15 protein-coding genes are annotated in these 19,569 nt (G+C 55.6%); 12 read left to right on the top strand and 3 right to left on the bottom strand.

Features of this window, described 5'->3' with window-relative positions; translation table 11 throughout:
* The first annotated feature begins 2 nt into the window (after positions 1–2).
* The 12 genes from C1719_RS10135 (at position 3) to C1719_RS10080 (ending at position 16,129) form a co-directional block, all read left to right on the top strand.
* Positions 3–374, top strand: a complete 372-nt coding sequence (locus C1719_RS10135) for a DUF2304 domain-containing protein (RefSeq protein ID WP_102374995.1) — start codon at positions 3–5, stop codon at positions 372–374.
* A complete protein-coding gene (locus C1719_RS10130) occupies positions 371–1,246 on the top strand; it encodes a LicD family protein (protein ID WP_102374994.1) in 876 nt (291 codons plus the stop codon). Before C1719_RS10135 ends, C1719_RS10130 begins: the two co-directional genes overlap by 4 nt.
* Before the next feature lie 196 nt (positions 1,247–1,442).
* A complete protein-coding gene (locus tag C1719_RS10125) occupies positions 1,443–2,237 on the top strand; it encodes a LicD family protein (RefSeq protein WP_102374993.1) in 795 nt (264 codons plus the stop codon).
* A gap of 60 nt (positions 2,238–2,297) precedes the next feature.
* Entirely contained in the window at positions 2,298–3,614 is a 1,317-nt protein-coding gene (locus tag C1719_RS10120) for a lipopolysaccharide biosynthesis protein (RefSeq protein ID WP_102374992.1), read from the top strand.
* Positions 3,611–4,720, top strand: coding sequence for a glycosyltransferase (locus C1719_RS10115; RefSeq protein WP_102374991.1), 1,110 nt, complete (start codon positions 3,611–3,613; stop codon positions 4,718–4,720). The genes C1719_RS10120 and C1719_RS10115 overlap by 4 nt, the downstream gene beginning before the upstream one ends.
* A gap of 145 nt (positions 4,721–4,865) precedes the next feature.
* Positions 4,866–6,656: a phosphotransferase gene (locus C1719_RS10110; protein WP_102374990.1), complete on the top strand. Its 1,791-nt coding sequence runs from the start codon at positions 4,866–4,868 to the stop codon at positions 6,654–6,656.
* A gap of 8 nt (positions 6,657–6,664) precedes the next feature.
* Positions 6,665–8,143, top strand: a complete 1,479-nt coding sequence (locus C1719_RS10105) for an APC family permease (RefSeq protein WP_102374989.1) — start codon at positions 6,665–6,667, stop codon at positions 8,141–8,143.
* On the top strand, positions 8,140–8,733 hold the full coding sequence (locus tag C1719_RS10100) for a DUF3156 family protein (RefSeq protein WP_102374988.1): 594 nt from the start codon (positions 8,140–8,142) through the stop codon (positions 8,731–8,733). The genes C1719_RS10105 and C1719_RS10100 overlap by 4 nt, the downstream gene beginning before the upstream one ends.
* A 333-nt stretch (positions 8,734–9,066) precedes the next feature.
* Entirely contained in the window at positions 9,067–10,842 is a 1,776-nt protein-coding gene (locus tag C1719_RS10095) for a phosphotransferase (protein ID WP_102374987.1), read from the top strand.
* Positions 10,843–10,934: 92 nt separating this feature from the next.
* A complete protein-coding gene (eutH, locus tag C1719_RS10090) occupies positions 10,935–12,191 on the top strand; it encodes an ethanolamine utilization protein EutH (protein ID WP_102374986.1) in 1,257 nt (418 codons plus the stop codon).
* 138 nt (positions 12,192–12,329) lie between these two features.
* Positions 12,330–14,108, top strand: a complete 1,779-nt coding sequence (locus C1719_RS10085; RefSeq protein WP_102374985.1) for a phosphotransferase — start codon at positions 12,330–12,332, stop codon at positions 14,106–14,108.
* Positions 14,109–14,317: 209 nt separating this feature from the next.
* Complete coding sequence (locus tag C1719_RS10080; protein ID WP_102374984.1) at positions 14,318–16,129, top strand: NTP transferase domain-containing protein; 1,812 nt, start codon at positions 14,318–14,320, stop codon at positions 16,127–16,129.
* Between the two features lie 17 nt (positions 16,130–16,146).
* Here the strand turns inward: C1719_RS10080 and C1719_RS10075 are convergent, their stop codons facing one another.
* From C1719_RS10075 to C1719_RS10065, 3 genes are read right to left on the bottom strand one after another with little or no spacing between them, the layout of a single operon-like run.
* Complete coding sequence (locus C1719_RS10075) at positions 16,147–16,755, bottom strand: sugar transferase (RefSeq protein WP_102374983.1); 609 nt, start codon at positions 16,753–16,755, stop codon at positions 16,147–16,149.
* Positions 16,755–17,990: a DegT/DnrJ/EryC1/StrS family aminotransferase gene (locus C1719_RS10070; protein ID WP_102374982.1), complete on the bottom strand. Its 1,236-nt coding sequence runs from the start codon at positions 17,988–17,990 to the stop codon at positions 16,755–16,757. The genes C1719_RS10075 and C1719_RS10070 overlap by 1 nt, the downstream gene beginning before the upstream one ends.
* Before the next feature lie 53 nt (positions 17,991–18,043).
* Positions 18,044–19,234, bottom strand: coding sequence for a glycosyltransferase (locus tag C1719_RS10065; protein ID WP_102374981.1), 1,191 nt, complete (start codon positions 19,232–19,234; stop codon positions 18,044–18,046).
* Between the last annotated feature and the right edge of the window lie 335 nt (positions 19,235–19,569).

Here is a 19,569-nt window from a genome sequence, read left to right as displayed (position 1 = left end):
CGATGAGCATCAACTACCGTATAGTTCTCGTGCTTGGCGCGGTCATCGTTTTCATTTTCGTGCTGCGCAAGCTCAAGAAAACCGAAATGAGCATTGCGAATTCGGTTTTCTGGCTGCTGTTCGCAGCGGCTCTCGTCGTCGCGGCGGTGTTTCCGAGCGTTGTGTTCTTCTTCTCGAACTTGCTCGGCATCGAGTCGCCGTCGAATTTCATCTTCCTTTGCGTTATCGCTTTTTTGTTCATTAGATGCTTCACGCTTACAGTGGAGGTTTCGAATCTGAAAGAACGGCTCGACGTGCTTGCCCAGGAAGTTGCGCTGAGGGATCACGAGCGGCACGAACGGTATAAATCGAAGGAGAAGAGCACGCGGCGATGATGTATGACGACGGCGTGCTGAGAAAGCTGCAGCTCGAGCAGCTTGACGTTCTCAAGAAGATCGACGAGCTTTGCAGGGCGAACGGGATCGAGTATTTCCTCGATTCGGGGACTGCTTTGGGCGCCGTTCGGCATCGGGGGTTCATCCCTTGGGATGACGATATCGATATCGGGATGAAGCGTGACGATTACGAACGGTTCATCGAGGCGGCAAAGCGCGAGTTGGGCGAAAGCTACGAGGTTGGCATTCCCGGCGAGACGGCGGGGTATGCGCCCATGTTTGCGAAAATTTGGAAACGGGGAACGAAGTTCTATACTCAGGAAACCATAGAAGCATCGTTTGACCAGGGAATTTTCGTCGACGTGTTTCCGTACGATCCCGTGTTTGCCGACGAGCGGGAGCGAGGCAGGCAATTCTCGCGCTGCACGTTCTGGCAGCGGGTATCGTATCTTTACCACGCGAAGAGCGTGCATGTTCCCCACAAGGGGGCGCTTGGCGCAGTTGAGCGCGCGGCTTGCGTCGTTGCCCATTATGCATGCCGCATCCTGTTCGATCCGAAGCGCATGGCTAAATCGTTCGAGCGGTCGGCCCGTTCGGCATCCGGTATCGCCGATGGCGATTTGTTCGCTGCAATGGCGTATCCGCCGGATCCCCCGTTTGCGGCATCCACACTTTGGCCGACGGTTCCGTGCGAATTCGAGGGGGGCAGCTATCCTGTGCCCCATGATGTCGAAACCTATTTGAAGACCTGGTACGGTCCTTCGTATATGGAGATGCCTCCTCTCGAGCTGAGAACGAATCATGCGCCGATGGTCCTTGATTTTGGAGAGGGCCCCGTTGATCCGCATGGGAAAAACGGGGGTTGGCGATAGCCGGGTACCGTTGAATTTGAGATTCGCCGACCTGCCGTTCCCCGTTTTTGGGCGTTGGGTTTTGGGTGGTTTTGGTGGAGCTTGAGCCAAGCGAATTGCGTGGAATATAATTAACGCCGATTGCCGTCGAGTAGGCAACCGCTGGATTCTGAGACATTTGCGGTTCGTTCTCATGTGCGAGCCAGAAGGAACACCTATGGAGAAAATCACCATTGACGATATGAAATGCATCGAGCTCGAAATCATGGACGAGATAGATCGCATTTGCCGAAAAGAAGGGCTTTCGTACTTCCTCGGATACGGCAGCTGCCTTGGCGCGGCGCGGCATCAAGGTTTTATCCCCTGGGATGACGACATGGACATCATAATGCCGCGCGATGATTACGAGCGTTTTGTCGGAGAATGCTTTGATTCCTCGAAAATCGTCGAGCGCTACAAACTTGCCACTTATCGCGACCGGAGCGGGATATATCCGTTTACGAAAGTCGTTGACTCGAGCACGATCGTGTACGATACGTTTACGCAGAGGCGATACGCAACGGGGGTTTGGGTTGATATTTTCCCGCTTGACGATGTCGCCGATCCTCACGACAAGGCTTTCTCCCGAGGTTCCCGGATGGCCTTGATGCGCAGCCTGATGGTTGCGGATCCGTCTCTGGGTTCGACGATGCTTGCGAAGCTGGTTAAACGCGTTGCCCATCCCGTATTCTCGCGCATGGACCCTTATAAGGCGGCGCAGAAAATCGATGAGAACGCCCGTAACGCGTATACGGGCGAAACCGACTACTACACCGATTTCATCGGCGAGGATAACCCTGGAGTGCTTCTTCCGAAGACGTGGTTCGAGCCGCTTGAGGTGCCGTTCGAGGATCGCCGGTATTTTGTTCCCAAGAACTACCGAGAGTATTTGGCAAAATCATATGGCGATTGGGAAACGCCTCCTGCGATAGACAAGCGCGACATTCATACCTGCGAGGCGTTTCGCCTGTGATGACAGCAGCGTCGTTGGACTTCGCGAAGACAGCCGATCCGTTATTCGAGAGGGGCCCCTATGGGTGTTAAGCCTCTTTCAATCAAGGCGAACATGATCTGGAATTCTGTCGGATCGCTCACGTATCTTGCCTGCCAATGGCTCATGACCGTTCTGATAGTGCGGCTTTCGTCTGGCAGCTTCGATGACGCAGGGTTGCTATCGCTTGCCATGTCGGTTGTTGGCATTTTCGGTACTTTCGCCAATTACAAAATGGGCACGTATCAAATATCGGATATCAAGCACGAAAACGAGCTCGGAGAGTACTTCGGATTTCGCTGCATTACGCTTGGATTGGCTTTTGTCGCCTGCATGGTGTATGCGTGCCTGACTTGTCCACCCTACGCTCTCATTACCATCGCGTTGTTCTTCGTATATAAAGCGGTTGGTCTTCTGATCGATATTCTGCATGGTCTCGACCAGCAGAATCGCCGAATGGACTATATCGGAAAATCGTTCATCATCCAGGGCGTCGCGTTGATCGTTGGCTTTTTCGGCGCATATGTGCTTACGCGCAATCTCAACATCGCCATTGTGGCGATGACGGCGTTGTCCCTTGTCGTTCTGTTTGCATACGATATTCCGAAAGCAAGTCAATTCGAAAAGCTGAGAATACGCATCAGCTGGAAAAAGGCTGCCTTCTTTTTCAAGACCTCGCTTCCGGCGGTAATCGCCTCTCTGGCGGCGAGCGCGCTGTTTACCATCCCGAAGCAGTATCTTTATTTCGTATTCGGCGATGCGTCGCTCGGCATCTATTCTTCAGTCGCTTCGCCTGCGCTCATCATTCAGATGGGGGCAATGTATTTATATGGACCTCTGCTCGATATTTTTCCAAAACTGTATTTTAGCGGCGACAGGAAAGGCTTCAGAGGGCTTCTTCTGAAAACCGTTGCCGGGATTGCGGCTGTCGGCATTGTTTGCTCGATCGTCCTCGAATTCATTGGCTCATGGGCGCTGCAATTGTTGTTTGGCGAGAGCATCGCCCCGTACGTTTATCTGCTCCAGCCCATCATTCTTTCGACGGCTATGACCGCGTACCTCTGGTTTTTTGGAGATCTGCTTATCGCGCTTAGAGATTTCAGAGCTAACTTCATTGGGAACATCGCAGCTTTTGTCGTGGTTATCCCATTGAGTTTCATCTGCGTGAATACCTGGGATATGAACGGCGTCAGTTTTGCGGGGGCGGGCGCCTGTGCGGTGGGCGTTGCCGTGCTGCTTGCGCTTCTGCTGTGGAGGATGCGTTCGGGCGCGAATTCGGAAAAAGCGGATATTCCTTCAGAGACCGAGTTGGGTGCGCTTCGGTCGGAGGAGCAGGCTGAAAAGATGGAGCGTTTATGATGCGGGTGCTGCATGTTATCGGCGCGATGGATCGCGGTGGCGCTGAAACCATGATCATGAATCTGTACCGCGCGATCGATCGAGACGTCGTGCAGTTTGATTTTGTGGTGCATGAAGAAAGGCCCTGCGACTACGACGAAGAGATACAAGACCTGGGCGGTAGGCTGTATCGCGTGCCGCGGTTCACCGGATCGAACATGCTGTCGTACCGCCGCGCGTTTCGCGAGTTCTTCGGCGAGCATGGGGAGCATCGTGTTGTGCACGGGCATATCGGCAGCAGCGCGGCAATGTATCTTTCCGAGGCAAAGCGGGCAAAGCGGTATACGATAGCGCACAGCCATGCGCAAAACTACCCGCTCAGTCTCGAGCAGCTTGCATTCAGGGTTTTGTCGTATCCCACCCGATTTATTGCGGATTATTACATGGCGTGCTCTTCCGAGGCGGGTCGCGATCGATTCGGCAGCCGGATAGTCCAAGCAGAGAATTTCAAGGTGCTGAAAAACGGCATAGCCCTTGAACAGTATCGATGCGACCAGGCAGCTCACTTGGCATGCAAAAAAGCATACGGATACGACGTTTCGGTTCCGCTTGTGGGTCATGTTGGCAGGCTCGATTCGGTGAAAAACCATCGATTTCTGCTTGAGGTGTTTTCTCTTGTCAAAAAGGAAATTCCCAACGCTCGTCTCGTTTGCGTTGGAAGGGGCCCTTTGGCGGATGACCTCGAGCATGCGGCATGTGAACTTGGCATAGGCGAATCGGTCGATTTTCTCGGCGTGAGAGAAGACATTCCGAATCTGCTCAAGGCGTTCGATGCGTTCGTGTTCCCTTCGTTCAAAGAGGGGCTGTCGATAGCCGTAATCGAAGCCCAGTCTTCCGGCTTGCCGGTATTGGCCTCAACGGGGGTGCCGGAGGGTGCGATACTGGTGGAAGACGCTACCCGCTTGCCCTTGTCGCAAGGGGCTGCGGCATGGGCATCGAAATGCCTGTCGATATTGGATTCTGCATGCGATCGGCGGGATAACGTCGATGAGGTTCGCTTGCAGGGGTTCGATATCGATGACTCTGCTCGTTGGCTCGAACGCTTTTACCTTTCGCGTCAACCGTAGCGATTCGAGCAATATCCGCTGTTCTCCCATAGTGTTCAAAAAAATAATCATCTTTACAAATTTGAACACAAAGAATAAACTGAGCTAATCAGTCATTAATTCGTCGCAGCGATAGAGGCGAAAAGCGGGGAGCGGCAAAGATCATATGTTGACTAAGAATCAATTCGAAGTATTGAATTCCATCGAGGGGAATCAGGGCCAGACGCAGCGGGAGATCGCGAAGGATTGCGGTATCTCCCTCGGCTCGGTGAGCGCAGCCGTGCGCGAGCTGAGGGATATGGGATGTCTGGAGAACGATCGGCTCTGCGTAACCGAGGAAGGCTTGAAAAGCCTTAAGCCGTACAAGGTGGATAACGCCATCATCATGGCGGCGGGATTCGCGTCGCGGTGCGCTCCCTTGTCCTACGAACGCCCCAAGGGGCTTTTCAAGGTGCGCGGCGAAGTTCTGATCGAGCGGCAGATCAGGCAGCTGCAGGAGGCCGGCATCGAGGAAATATACGTCGTCGTCGGCTACATGAAAGAATTGTTCTTCTATCTTGAAGATAAGTTCAACGTGAAGATTCTGGTCAACCCCGATTATTATCGACGCAACAACACGTCGTCGCTCTATGCAGCTCGGTATTTTATCCGCAATTCGTACATCTGCTCATCCGACAACTACTTCACCCTCAATCCCTTTTCGAAATACGTGTACGATTCGTACTTTGCCTGCGTGCGGGCAGACGGCGAAACCGACGAGTGGTGCGTTGACACCGGTACGCACGATCGCATTGTCAAGTACGGCGTCGGCGGCACTGCGGGGGACTGGTATCAGGTGGGCGAGTTTTACTGGACGAAGGATTTCTCGCGTTGCTACATGGATCTTCTGGAAGAAGAATACGACGATCCCGATGTTGCCGATATGCTGCTCGACGCCTTTTTTGCCAAGCACGTCGACGAGCTGAATGCTCGGGTGAAGCGCTATGAGCGGGGGGATATCCTCGAGTTCGATACCATCGACGAGATCAAGCGTTTCGACGACCGGTTCATCGACAACATGGATTCGCATATCATCGAGAACATCTGCAGCTCGTTGGCCTGCGGCGCCGAAGAGGTCGGTGAGTTCGAGCAGATCAAGCGGGGGAACACGAATGTCATTTTCTCGTTTACATGCAGAGGCGAAAAGTACGTCTATCGCCATCCTGGAAAAGGCAGCGACAAGATCATCGACCGCTATTGCGAAGCTTTCGCCCAAAAGGCGGCAGACGAATGCGGCATCGACGGAACGACGGTTGCGATCGATCCGTCGAAGGGCTGGAAGCTCTCTCGCTACGTCGATGGATGCTATGATTTCGAATACCATAACACCGAAGATGCGCTTCGGGCCTTCGATCTGATGCACCGATTGCACGAGGCCGATATCCCTTGCCCTTGGCGTTTCGACATTGCAGCTAATTGCGAGCGATTTCGCGAGCTTGCTCAGGAGAGCGAGCATCACAGCCAGTTCGAGCTCGAAGAGCTCGACAAAGCGATCATGCGGGTGTATCACTACGTCGAGGCCGACGGCGTCCATAAGGTCATGTGCCACAACGACATGTGCGACAGCAATATCATAGTGTCGGGCGACGGCGCATGCGTGATCGATTGGGAATACGCCGGGTTGGGAGACCCTGCAAACGACGTATGCTCCTATATCGTCGGGGGGGGGCATTCAGAGCGCGAGGTTCTCGAACTGCTTGAGCTGTATTTCGGACGGCCGCTCGAGCCCACCGAAACCAGGCATATGTTCGGGTCGATCGCCCTGATCAGCTACCATTACCTTCTGTGGGGCATATATCGGCAAAGCACCGGCCACGATGTCGGCGACCTTCTTTACTACTGGTACCGATACGCAAACGTGTACTCGAAGAAAGCCCTCGAGCTGTATGCTCCCGCGGGCCGCCTGGCTATTCCGTAGGAGCGATCATGGGAAAAGAGAAACTGAAACGCGTGCTTGGGTTTGCTCCTGCTTTCGGGGCTGCGGTGGGTTTGGTGGTATCGGGAACGGCTATGTTTTCCGTCGGGAATCTAGCTGGAACGACGGGCTATGCGACGTTCATCATTGCCGCCATCGCGCTTGTTCCGATGATGGCAGCCGCTTTCGCCTTCGGCGAACTATCCGCCATGCTTCCCGGGGGAGGCATGATATCCGACTATACGCTGCCGGCCCTTGGCCGGTTCTGGGCCATGTTCGCCCTCCTTTCCGGATACGTTTTGCTTATTGCGTGCGACGGGGGAACCCAAATCATGATGGGCGGCGCTTCGGTCGAGTCGATTACCGGCATTCCTCAGATTCTTGTAGCGGTTGTGCTGTTCTCGGTTGTGATTGCGATCAATGTCGTAGGGGTAAACGTATACGGCATGGTCGAGTCGTGGATAACGGTTGGCATGGTGGTGACGTTTGCCGTCTTGGGCTTGCTTGGATTCTTCCATGCCGGCGAGCTCGCCGGCGTTGCGGCACCTGTTGGGGAGGGCCTTTCGTTCTGGCCCGAGGGAGGGCCTGCGGTCGCGCTTAGCTCGGTTGGGACGGCGATCTGGTTCTTCATAGGCTTTGAATTCGCCTGTCCGATGGCCGAAGAGAACAAGAAGCCTTATCGCAATATTCCGTATGCGCTCATATTCGGTCTGCTTGCAATATATGCCGTCGATGCCGTTTTCGCCACGGCGGCGGTCCGCTACACCGATGCCGCCACGCTTTCGACATCGGCGGTGCCCCATATCGAGGCGGCGAGCGCCATGCTCGGATGGGGAGGGTCGATCGTTATGACGCTGCTGACCATCCTCGCATCGTTCACGACGGCAAACGCCTACTGCGCCGCTCTGCCGCGCATGCTCTACGGCATGGCTCGCGAAGGCTTGATGCCGAAGCTGTTCCTGAAGATCAGCCCCCGATTCAGAACGCCGATCTGCGGAATTGTGTTTACCGGCGCGCTTATGGCGGTTACCATCGTATACGTGGGCCTGAATGGAACCAATGCCGACACGGTTCTTTCCCTTATTTCCGTCGCCTGCATAACGTGGATGATCTCCTATGCCATTGCCATGATCGATGTGCTGGTCCTTCGCCGTCGATACCCTGATTTCCCCCGTCTTTGGAAGGCGCCGTTTGCCAAGCTGACGCTCCCCATCGGCTTATGCGGTGTTGCATATGCTATCTGGACGTTGTCGGACTACTGGCTCGCCGCCGTTATCGCCATGGCGGTCGTTGCCGTTTACGTTACCGTATGGATGAAGATCAAGCACATCGATATGTGGGAGAAAACTCCCATAGGAGAGATGGCTCAAAGCATTCGCGATACCTCTGAGTATCTTCCCGTATGGGACGAGGCCGTCGAATCGTGGATTAGCGATCAAACGGGCAGGCCGTTGGGGGGCGCCGAGAGCCGTAGGGCATATCGGGCATGACGAAACGGACCGGCCATCGGGGCTATAGTGCCGTCAACAAGAGGGCTGAGCGAAAGCTCGATTGCGTTGGGCAGGGCCTCGTGGCCGCTTCAGGCGAAGCTGGCGTCTGCTTTCCAGTCGCCCCCGAGCCGCTTGTCCGCGTTTTGGACCTGCGGTGCTGCTCCGAAACGGGCCCCCTTACCCTGCGATACCGCCCCCAGAGCAAGCTATTCGCAATCTTGTATGATCTCGTATGCGAGTTTTCGGTTGCCGGGCCATATGCTCCTGGCTGCATGATGGAGATGGTCTCGGGTTCGGCGAAGCTCATTGGCGACAGCGCGAACGCGGGGGGCGATCCCCTTGCGCTGTTCCCCGCGCTGGTCGAGAACGATCTTATCGAGGAACGCTTGCGTCTGCTGGGCGTCACGCAGGCAAGTGCCGCATACGATAGTTGCTCGGGTGCATGGCGCGTAAGCGTGTCTTTGATGGTCGGATCGGCAACGTGGAATCTCCTGCCGCCGATTATGCACCTGATCGAACCTTCCGCAGATGAGTGCTTGCGCATGATCGAACTGTTCAGGTTGCTGGCGGTTGGGATTCGATCCGCCTAGACGAGCGTTTCGGGTTTTCTTCCAACGGCATGCTGTTATGAACGCCTGTCTGCTTCTAACGTTCAAATGATAAGATTGTTTATATAATTTGAACAAAAACTATGACTTATGAAAATGCCAATCTCGGTTTAAGTAAAGTCTGTTTATTGGCTCAAATTGAACAACTATGGTATTTATCAGGTGAGATACAAATACGGCGGCTAAAAAACTGCTGTTGAGGGAAAACATATCAAGTTGTTTTTTCTGTGAATATCGAGTTTGCTCATTTTACCTTCCTTTTACAAGTTCAAAATATCCGATGCTAGATACGAATTTGAACACTAAAGCAATGGGATGGGTGGAATGCTTACCAGACATGAGTTTCTCGTTCTCGATGCGTGCCGCGATGCCGCTGCGGTTTCGGGCCAGCGCGATGTGGTTCGCCTTACCGGATTGTCGCTCGGGACGGTTAACGCCGTGTGCAAGCGCCTTATCGGCGAGGCTCTGCTCGACGAGTCCTATCGCGTGACGCCTGCGGGCATGGAGGCGCTCGAGCCGTACAGGGTCGAGAACGCGGTCATTATGGCTGCGGGGTTTGCTTCGCGCTTCGCTCCCATTTCCTACGACAAGCCCAAAGGGTTGCTCAAGGTAAAGGGCGATATCCTCATCGAACGCCAGATCCGCCAGCTCAAAGAAGCGGGCATCGAAGATATCACGGTGGTCGTCGGGTATAAGAAAGAGCAGTTCTTCTATCTAGAGGAGAAGTTCGGCGTTTCGATCGCCGTGAACAGCGAATACACGGAACGCAACAACCATTCGTCGCTCTGGCTTGTTCGCGAGAAGCTCGGCAACACCTACGTGTGCTCGTCTGACAATTACTTTCCCGAAAACGTGTTCTCCCGATACGAATACGAGGCTAACATTCCCGGCGTGCTCGTTCCCGGCCAGGTGACGGAATGGGTTATGGAAGTTGGGACGGCGAACCGCATCGTCAAATACGGCGAGACCACATGCGAAGATCGCTACGTCGCGCTCGGTCAGGTGTATTTCGACCGGGCATTCAGCGAGAAGTTCATCGAGATACTCGAAGACGAATACGATTTGCCCCAGACCAAGCCGAAGCTGTGGGATCAGATCTTCGCGGAGCATACGAAGGATCTGTACATGGTCATGAAGCCGTTCGAGTCCGGCTCGATTCTCGAGTTCGACTCACTTGACGATCTGCGCTCGTTCGACCCCGATTTCATCGTCAACGTCGACTCCTCCATTCTCGACAACATTTGCGCGACGCTCGGATGCACGCGATCCGACATCGGGCACATCAAGCCGATCAAAGAAGGGCTTACCAATCTCTCGTTCAAATTTTCCGCATGCGGGCAGGATTACGTTTACCGCCATCCCGGAAACGGCAGCGAAAACCTCGTAGACCGTCCGAGCGAAACCGAGGCCGAGAAGATCGCGTTCGAACTGGGGCTCGATCGCACCTTCATTTACGAAGACCCCAACCAAGGATGGAAGATAAGCCGCTTCGTTGAAACAACCGAAACGTTCGATTACGGCAATCGCGAGCATATCGACGCGGCTATGAAGATGGTACGTGCGCTTCATGATTCGGGAAAGACCGTGCCGCGCTGCTTCGATGCGTACGAAGAGGCGCGAAAGCTGGCCGACTTGATGTATGGAAGCAGGGACAACTATCCCGAGGGTTTCATCGATCTGTTCGAGTTGGCTGAAGAGACGAAGCGCTATGCCGACGCCGACAACGTGCCGCCCTGCTTGGTCCATGGAGATGCGTGGGGCAACAACATCCTCGTATCCGAAGATGGTTTCGACCTTATCGACTGGGAGTACGCGGCTACAGGCGATTACGGGCTCGACATGGGATCGTTTTTGCAGCATTTCATGACGGAGGAAGAAACCCGTTATGCGATCGATCGGTATTTTGGCGGAAAGGCGACCGACGAAGAGTACCGCCATAGCATAGCGGGCACGGGGCTCAGCAAGTTCTATTGGACGGTTTGGGCAGGCTACGAAGCTTATCTCGACCAGCCGATCGGCGAAGACGAATTCAACTGGTATCAATTCTGCAAGCGGATGATGAAGCAGGCGCTTGCTTTGTACAAGCAATAGTACGGAAAGCGCATCGTCCGGCGGGATCGCCGCCGACGGCTTGGTGCGCTTCGAAGAGCGGCGAGGGGCCGCTGGGAAAGGTGTGGTTTTCCATGGAGATGCTCGGCACGGTAGTCGTGTACATTGTAATGATCTGCGCGATTGTCGGTTGTGCCGCTTCGGTTATCAAACCCGAAAGCGAGCTCGGCCAACAATGGCAGTTCGGCATCGAAGCGATCGGATCTTTGTTTCTGTCGGTTGCCGGCGTATGGGCGTCGATTCCGTATCTGAAGGCGTTCATCAGCGCCGTGTTCGGACCTGCGTATGCGGCGATAGGTGCAGACCCTGCGCTTGCGGCAACGACGTTCATCGCTTCCGATATGGGCGGCTATCAACTTGCCGAAACGCTGGCTCAAACCTACGAAGGCTGGATCATGGCCATGACGACCGGCTATATGGCTGGCGCTACCATCGTATTCACCATACCGGTGGCGCTTAAGATGATCCCCAAGAAAGATCAGAAGTACCTTGCACTCGGTGCAATGAGCGGATTCCTGGCGATTCCGATCGGCGTGCTCGTGACGAGCGTTATCCTTGCGTTCACGAACCCGTTCATCCGCGAAACCGCCGCAACCAATACCGAGGCGACCTATCAGCTTGCGCTTACGTTCAGCCAGATAGGAATCAATCTTGTGCCGCTCATTATCATCTGCGTGGCCCTCGCCCTGGGTCTGCGGTTTAAGCCCGATGCGATGATCAAGGGCTTCATGGTGTTCGGCCGCGTGCTCGAATCTGCTCTGAAGATAATCCTCGTCCTGTGCGTGGTCGAGTACTTCACCGGATTCTTCTCTTCGACCCTTGGGTCGGCGTGGGGATTCGATCCGATCCTTGCGACCGAAGACGACCTCATGCGCTGTCTCGAAGCATGCGGCGCTACGGGCATGATGCTGTGCGGCGCATTCCCGATGGTATGGCTGATCAGGAAGTTCCTTGCCAAGCCGCTTGAAAAGCTCGGCAATACCGTAGGGCTTGACTCCGATGCAATGACGGGCATCCTCGCGGCTTCGGCAAACCTGCTCGCGCTGCTTGCGATGTTCAAGACGATGAAGGCGCGCGACAAGGTTATCACCCTTTCGTTTGCGGTCTGCTGCGCCTTCGTGCTTGGCGATCACCTTTCGTTCACGGCGAACTTCCAGCCTACGCTCATCGTTCCGATCATGTTCGGCAAGCTGGTTGCCGGTATATGCGCTATCGCCTTTGCCCGGTGGCTGTCGGTTAAGAAGGCCGAAGAGCTTGAGGCGAAGGACAAGCTCCTCGAGGACAAGGGAGCCGCTCGAAAGACGGTGGATCCGGCGCTCGAGACCGCATAAGGATTCTGATTGCACATCGTCGCGCCCGGCCGTTTCGGTCGGGCGTTTTGCCATGGCGAACCCTGCGTCTTGGCTGGCGGATCAGAGCGGCGAACTGCGCTTTGAACGGATTTACGGATACGGATTGGAAGGATGTCCATGTCTCTCGATAAGAAGGAATTCCTCATTCTAAGAGCGTGCGCTTCGGGGGGGGGTGTTTCAACGCAGCGGGATTTAGCTGAAGCAACCGGTCTTTCGCTCGGGTCGGTGAACGCTACGTGCAAGCAGCTTCTGGCAGGCGGCTTGCTCGAGGCGGGCAACCAGGTGACCGAGCGGGGTTTCGAGAGCCTTGAACCTTATCGGGTGGAAAACGCCATCATCATGGCGGCGGGTTTCTCTTCTCGGTTCGCTCCCATATCCTACGATAAGCCCAAAGGGGTTCTCAGGGTGCGCGGCGAGGTTCTCATCGAGCGCCAGATCCGTCAGCTCAAAGAGGCCGGCATCGATGACATCACGGTAGTTGTCGGCTATATGAAGGAAGCGTTCTTCCACCTTGAAGACAAGTTTGGCGTGCGCATCAAAGTGAATGCCGAATACGCCGTGCGCAATAATAATTCGACGCTCATGCTTGTGAAGGAGCTGCTCGGCAATACCTACATTTGCTCGTCGGACGATTACTTCACTGAAAACGTTTTCGCGCCCTACGAATACAAAGCATTTTATTCGGCGCAGTTCTTCGAGGGGAAAACGGATGAGTACTGCCTGACGGTGGGTGCAGGCAACCGTATCGTGGGCGCTACGGTTGGGGGATCGGATGCCTACGGCATGCTTGGGCACGTGTATTTCGATCATGCGTTTTCAAGCCGTTTCATCGAGGTGCTGGAAGAAGACTACGATAAGCCCGAAACGGCAGGCAAGCTCTGGGAAGACGTGTATATCGATCATATCAAGGATTTCGATATGGTCATGCGCCCCTATGACCCCGGCATCATCTACGAGTTCGATTCCCTTGACGACCTGCGAGCGTTCGACGGCGATTTCATCGACAACGTCGACTCTGAAATACTCGATAACATTTGCTCCGTTCTCGGGTGCCCCCGGTCGGCCATCGTCGACATCGTGCCGATAAAAGAGGGGCTTACCAATCTTTCCTTCAGGTTCGCCTGCGATGGCTCGACCTACGTGTACCGCCATCCTGGAGCAGGCACCGATGAGATCATCAACAGGAAAAGCGAGGCGCACTCTCAGGGCGTTGCGAAGAGGCTCGGTATCGACGACACGTTCATTTACGAAGATCCCGAGAAGGGTTGGAAGCTGTCGCGCTACGTATTCGATTGCGTCGATTTCGATTACCATAACCCCGAACACGTTGAGCGGGGTCTTGCCCTTGCCCGCAAGCTTCATACCAGCGGGGAGGTCTCCAGCTGGTCGTTTGACGTTTACGAGAAGGCTTGCGAGCTTGTGGGTTTGCTCGGGCAGCGGTCGGACCCGTCTTTCCCCGATTTCGATGAGCTGACGGCGCGTGCGGGAAAGCTCGATCGACTGGTGAAATCGGACGGCATCGAGCCGTGTTTGTGCCATAACGATTTCTACAATCCGAATTTTCTTGTACGCGACGACCTTATGTATCTCATCGATTGGGAATACTCGGCGATGTCTGACTACGCGAGCGATCTCGGGACCTTCATCTGCTGTTCGGATTACACGGTCGAAGAGGCGAAAGGCGTAATCGCTCTCTATTTCGGCAGAACGCCGACCGACTCCGAGATGAAGCACTGCCTCGCGTATGTGGGAATCAGCGCATACTACTGGTTCGTTTGGGCGTTGTTCAAGGATTCGGCGGGCGATCCTGTGGGGGAATGGCTGTACCTTTGGTATCGAGCTGCGAAGATATACGGAAATCTTGCGATCGAGCTCTATGGGGATTCGGCCCGTTAGCGGCTTCGCCAGCCCTCGTTTTCCTCGACGAAGACGCATTCGCGGGCGAATACGGCCGCGAATGCGTTGAAGCGCGTTTTCGCGTCGGGCGGATGCGCTCCGCTTGCGATGAGCTTCGGGAATGTACAACCGTTCGTATCATGTTCGAAGCCCATCGTATGCGTTTGCGCTATCATTATGTGCGATAGAGGGCGAGTAAAGGGGAGAAAATGGGTCTCAGCAGAGAAGCGTTTTATGTGCTTCGCGCATGCGTGGACGCGAGCGAAAATCCGCGCACGTATCAACGGCTGGCTGTTGAAAGCGGGCTTTCGCCCGAGTCGGTCGAAGCGACGTGCGACCGGTTAAGGGAAAGCGGATTGCTCGACGAGGGCTTTAGGGCAACTTCGCACGGGCTAGAATCTTTGGAACCCCATAGGGTCGATAACGCAATTATCCTTGCGGCGGGTTTTGGTTCCAGATTCGTTCCCCTCACCTATGAAAAACCCAAAGGATTGCTTGAGGTTCATGGAAAGCCCATGCTCGAGCATCAGATAGAGCAGCTGATCGATGCGGGCGTTTCCGATATCGTAATCGTAGTCGGCTACATGAAAGAGGCGTTCGAGTATCTTGTGGACAAATACGGCGTGAAGCTTGTCGTTAATCCCGATTACGCCGTAAAGAACAATCTTGAGAGCCTGCGGTGTGCGGCATCGTATCTGGGGAACTCGTATGTGCTTGTTGCGGACAACTGGATCGATCGGGCGATATTCAATGCGTATGAATTCGACAGTTGGTTTTCGTGCTTGCGATTCGACGGACCGACGGACGAGTGGTGCGTCGATACAGACGAGGCGATGCGGATAACGGGTATCGAAATCGGGGGTGCGGATTCGCTTGCCATCGTAGGGCCGGCGTTTTTCAACGCGCGGTTCTCAGCCCGATTCGTTGAGCTCATGGGGGAGTACGAGGATCGGGCGGATGCCGATGATTTTTACTGGGAGCAGATTCTCAAAGACCATATAGACGAATTGGCTATGTATGCGAGCGATCAAACGGGCAACGTGCATGAGTTCGAGTGCCTCGAAGAGCTGCGCGCTTACGATATTTCTTACGCAATCGATTCCCGCAACGAGATCATGCGTTTTATCGCCGAGTCGTTTGGCGTCGAGGAGGCGTCGATCAAGGATATCTTTCCTCTTAAAGAAGGAGTCACCAACAACTCGTTTCATTTTTCCCTCGGCGCCGAAGAGTACGTGCTGCGGGTTCCCGGCATAGGAACCGACAAGCAGATCGATCGGCGCAGCGAGAAGCTCGTGTACGATTCGATAATGCCGCTCGGCATATCCGATGAAGTCGTTCGCTTCGATGCCGATACGGGCATTAAGATCACGCGCTACTGGCGAGATGTTCGCTCGGCGGACCCCTTCGACGATCGCGATCTCGAAATCTCGATGCGGCAAATCAGAAAGATGCACGACCTTGCCATCGAGATACCGCACCGCTTCGATATCGGGCGCATGACGGCCGATTATTACGAGCTTGCCGAAAGCGCCCATGCGATCCTGTTCCGCGATATCAACGAGACCAACCGCAAGGTTCGTCGCTTGTTCGAATTGAAAAAGCGTCTTGGCGTTCCCGAGATCCTCTGCCACGGCGATTACGCCCACATCAACATCCTCATGCTTCCCAGCGGCGAGGGGAGGATCATCGATTGGGAGTATGCCGGCATGGGCGATCCGATAATGGACGTTGCCATGTATGCTATTTTCGCCGAGTTCGATAAAGAGCGGATCGACCTCGCCCTGCGCCTGTACGTTGGGGAAGAGCCTTCAGAAAGCGAGTGGCTGCGCCTTTACCTCTACATTGCCCTCGGGGGTTTTCTCTGGTGCATGTGGGCGGAGTACAAACAGGCTCTCGGCCAGGAATTCGGAGAGTATCCCATGACAATGTATCGGTATACGAAGGATTTTTACCGAGAACTTGAAAATCGCGGCGCATTCGACGGGATAGCCGATAAATGGGATCCTTTCGGAGTCGAATGAGATACCGCTAAAGCGCGTTACCGTTGCCGGTCCTCGTTTTCCTCGACGAAGACGCCTTCGCGGGCGAAGACGACCGCGAAGGTCTTGAAGAATATCTTCACGTCGAGGGCGAACGAGATGTTGCGCACGTAGTAAACGTCGAGGGCAAGCCGATCGTGCCAAGGAAGGGAGTTGCGGCCGCTGACAGCGGCGTATCCGGTGATGCCAGGTCGCACAAGGAGCTTTTCGTGTTCGTATCCCTCGTAGAGTTCGGTTTCTCGTTCGAGGTCGGGGCGCGGGCCGATCAGGCTCATATCGCCTTTGATAACGTTGAGGATCTGGGGCAGCTCGTCAATGCTCGTTTTACGCATGAACGTACCCATACGCGTCATGCGCGGATCATCCGCCCCGTTGTAGGTCGAGCCGTCGGGCATCGTGAGATCGGGTGCATCCACCTTCATGGAGCGGAGCTTGTACATCTTGAACTCGCGGCCGCCCTTGCCGATGCGCGGCGCGTTGTAAAACACCGGTCCCTTGTCCTCGAAATGGATGAAGGGGGCCATGATAAGCAGTATGATGGCGACGAAGGGCAAAGCGACGATTCCAAGCAGAATGTCGAGCAGCCTCTTCCCGAAGCGGGCGTACATCAATCGGACTCCCGCTTCGTCTGATCGCTCGCACGCGCGAAGGCACGCTTGAACGAACCGATCGTGTAATCGACGTCGTCATCGCTTAAGAGCGTGTGAAGGGGCAGCGTGATCTCGCATCGGTACTGGTTGTAGGCATTGGGGTAGTCGGCGATATCGAACCCGAGGTTGCGGTAGGCGGTGAACATCGGCAGGGGTTTGTAGTGAACGTTCGTTGCGACGCCGTCTTCGGCCATGAGTTCGATGACCCTGTTGCGGAACGCCTCGTCTTTGCCGGGCATCCGCACGAGCATGAGGTGCCCGCTCGAATTCGCCCAATCACCGAAATGCTTGACGAGGGTTACGTCGGCGTCGGCAAGCCCCGCTTCGTAACGGGCGATGATCTCGCGCCGACGGGCGAGCAGATTGGGATACCGATCGAGCTGCGCGAGGCCGATCGCGGCTTGGATGTCGGTCATGTTGCACTTCCAACCCGGGAAGGCTATATCGTATTCCCAGGAGGAGGCTTGCGTTTTGGCGAGGGCGTCCTTCGTCTGCCCATGGAGCGATTGCAGCATGATGCCCCGATAGAACTCCTCGTTGTCAAAGCCTCCGTTGCGCCAGGCGAGAGCTCCGCCTTCGGCGGTTGTGAGGTTTTTGACCGCATGGAACGAGAACGCGGTGAAATCGGCGACCGATCCGCTCGGACGTCCGTGGTAATCGGCTCCCAGCGAATGGGCTCCGTCGGCCACGATGACGACCCGGTCAAAAAGCCGCTGCAGGTCGTTTTGCGGGCGCCAGAGAGCTTTTTTCGAGAGGAGCACGCCCTCGAGTCTGTCGTAATCGCACATTCTGCCTGCAATGTCGACGGGAATGACCGCACGGGTCCGCTCGGTGACGAGGTCGCCGAGTTCGGCATAGTTCATCTCGAACGAGCCTGGTGCCGTGTCGATGAGAACGGGCGTTGCGCCTACGTGGCAGATGGGCGAGCAAGAGGCGGTGTAGGTGTAGGCCGGCACGATGACTTCGTCTCCCGGGCCTATGCCGAGCGCCCGTAAAGCGCATTCGAGCGCTGCGGTCGCCGATGAGAGGCACGCGACTCCGGCGGCCTTCGTGAGATCGGCAAGCCGATGTTCGAGTTCCTTCGTTTTCGGTCCGGTGGTGATCCAGCCCGAACGCATCGCCTCGGCGACTGCGTCGATTTCAGCCTGGCTGATATCGGGTGGTGAGAAGGCTATGTGTCGCTTGTCGTCCATGGACACTCATTATAGGGCAAAGGGGCCGTATCGGTTTGCATCCTGCAAAGAAATCAAATCAGCTTGCGGATGAGGTCGACGATGCGCATGTAGGAGCGGGGCTGGTCGAATTCGCTTTCGGCGACGGCGCGCGCCCGCGCGCCCATGATTTTTCGCAAACTCGGGTTACCCGCCAGCTTTTCGATCGCCTCGGCAAGGGCGGCTGCGTTTTCGGCCTCGACGTTCACGCCGAAGCCTCCCTCGCTGACGAGGTTTCTGAATTCGGGGCTCGTGCCGGTGTTGATCAGGGGGTGTCCGCTTGCAAGGTAGTCGCCGATTTTGGTGACGATGCTCTGGACGGCCGATTTCACCAGCGAGTTGACTGTGATGTCGGAGGCTGCAAGGTAGGCTGCCATATGGGGATAATCCATGTAGCCGAGGAAATCGACGGGTGCTGCAAGCCGTGCGGCGATTTCTTCGAGCTTTTCCCGATCCGGTCCGTCTCCGAGGATCTTCACGCGGACGGGTGCGGCTTTCGCCGCGCATGCCGCCGCCGCTTCGATAAGCGTTGCGAGGTCGTAGCTTGCTCCCAGAGTGCCCGCGTAGGTTACCCATACCTCTCCATCGGGCTTGCTTATCCCGCTTCGGTACGCGGCGATGCCCCCGTCGAATTCGGACAGCACGTTGCCTACGTACACGGTGGCCTTCGGATAGGGCTCTTTTCGGTCTTGGGCGGGGCGCATCGCGTATTCGTCCGAGGTGCCGACAGCTCCCGAAAGCAGGGTGTACACGCGCTTCGCGTCACGTGCGAAGGGATGGAAGGCGATGTCGCTGACGATGGGCACGTCGACGACCATGCGCATGGCCTCGGGCCACAGATCGTTGATGTCCGCAACGAAGGGAATGTCGTGCTCGCTTGCGTATTCTGCGCACACGCGGGCGACGTCGTTCGGCGGGATTTCGGCGTAGACGAGCGCGTAGTCTTCGCCGTGCTGAGCGAAGTGGGTGCGAAGGTTCTTTGCGGCGACGGCATGGCTTCTGATACGTGCGAGGTCGAGGTTTTTCTTATATCCCGGTTCGTCTATGAACACGATCGAGTAGGGAAGGTTCCGATAGCATTCCCGAGACGTGTCACGGGGGGCTTTGTCCCAATGCTGGAAGCTCGAGGTTATGAGATCGACGGAGAATCCTTCTCGAACGAGGAGCTCGGAGAGAAAGCGGAAACGGGTGTAGCCCCGCGTCTCGTCACCGAGTTTCACTCCCATGGTTACGACTGCTATTTTTTTCCTTGTGCTGTTCATTCGAACCATTATACACAGATGCACGGCAATGCGAAGGATAGGGAACATGCCGGTCGAATCGGCCCATGTTGCGATTATCGCGTCTTCGCTTCCGATCCGAAAACGCGTTTCCGATTGCGACGGGGGCCGGGGTCGGGTGTCGAGGCGCATGCAAGTATGAGGGGTCAACAAATCGTTGCGAGTCTGCATGCCTGCTTGTTTATGTCCTCGGGATTAGCCGCCTGTCAGAATGGTGTTTGAAAGCGGCCGAGTTGCGCCGTCGCGCGATGAGGCGTGACCGAGGGGTTCGGTCGGACATT

The organism is Raoultibacter massiliensis, assembly GCF_900199545.1.
GTDB classification, from domain to species: domain Bacteria; phylum Actinomycetota; class Coriobacteriia; order Coriobacteriales; family Eggerthellaceae; genus Raoultibacter; species Raoultibacter massiliensis.
The sequence above is the reverse complement of the archived record's forward strand: the minus strand, read 5'-3'. Positions and strand labels throughout refer to the sequence as shown.

What these genes read in the sequence shown, in the direction of transcription:
- C1719_RS10135 (WP_102374995.1), top strand. Translation starts at nt 3, where the DNA reads ATGAGCATCAACTACCGTATAGTTCTCGTGCTTGGCGCGGTCATCGTT.
- C1719_RS10130 (WP_102374994.1), top strand. Translation starts at nt 371, where the DNA reads ATGATGTATGACGACGGCGTGCTGAGAAAGCTGCAGCTCGAGCAGCTT.
- C1719_RS10125 (WP_102374993.1), top strand. Translation starts at nt 1,443, where the DNA reads ATGGAGAAAATCACCATTGACGATATGAAATGCATCGAGCTCGAAATC.
- C1719_RS10120 (WP_102374992.1), top strand. Translation starts at nt 2,298, where the DNA reads ATGGGTGTTAAGCCTCTTTCAATCAAGGCGAACATGATCTGGAATTCT.
- C1719_RS10115 (WP_102374991.1), top strand. Translation starts at nt 3,611, where the DNA reads ATGATGCGGGTGCTGCATGTTATCGGCGCGATGGATCGCGGTGGCGCT.
- C1719_RS10110 (WP_102374990.1), top strand. Translation starts at nt 4,866, where the DNA reads ATGTTGACTAAGAATCAATTCGAAGTATTGAATTCCATCGAGGGGAAT.
- C1719_RS10105 (WP_102374989.1), top strand. Translation starts at nt 6,665, where the DNA reads ATGGGAAAAGAGAAACTGAAACGCGTGCTTGGGTTTGCTCCTGCTTTC.
- C1719_RS10100 (WP_102374988.1), top strand. Translation starts at nt 8,140, where the DNA reads ATGACGAAACGGACCGGCCATCGGGGCTATAGTGCCGTCAACAAGAGG.
- C1719_RS10095 (WP_102374987.1), top strand. Translation starts at nt 9,067, where the DNA reads ATGGGTGGAATGCTTACCAGACATGAGTTTCTCGTTCTCGATGCGTGC.
- eutH (WP_102374986.1), top strand. Translation starts at nt 10,935, where the DNA reads ATGGAGATGCTCGGCACGGTAGTCGTGTACATTGTAATGATCTGCGCG.
- C1719_RS10085 (WP_102374985.1), top strand. Translation starts at nt 12,330, where the DNA reads ATGTCTCTCGATAAGAAGGAATTCCTCATTCTAAGAGCGTGCGCTTCG.
- C1719_RS10080 (WP_102374984.1), top strand. Translation starts at nt 14,318, where the DNA reads ATGGGTCTCAGCAGAGAAGCGTTTTATGTGCTTCGCGCATGCGTGGAC.
- C1719_RS10075 (WP_102374983.1), bottom strand. Translation starts at nt 16,755, where the DNA reads ATGTACGCCCGCTTCGGGAAGAGGCTGCTCGACATTCTGCTTGGAATC.
- C1719_RS10070 (WP_102374982.1), bottom strand. Translation starts at nt 17,990, where the DNA reads ATGGACGACAAGCGACACATAGCCTTCTCACCACCCGATATCAGCCAG.
- C1719_RS10065 (WP_102374981.1), bottom strand. Translation starts at nt 19,234, where the DNA reads ATGGGAGTGAAACTCGGTGACGAGACGCGGGGCTACACCCGTTTCCGC.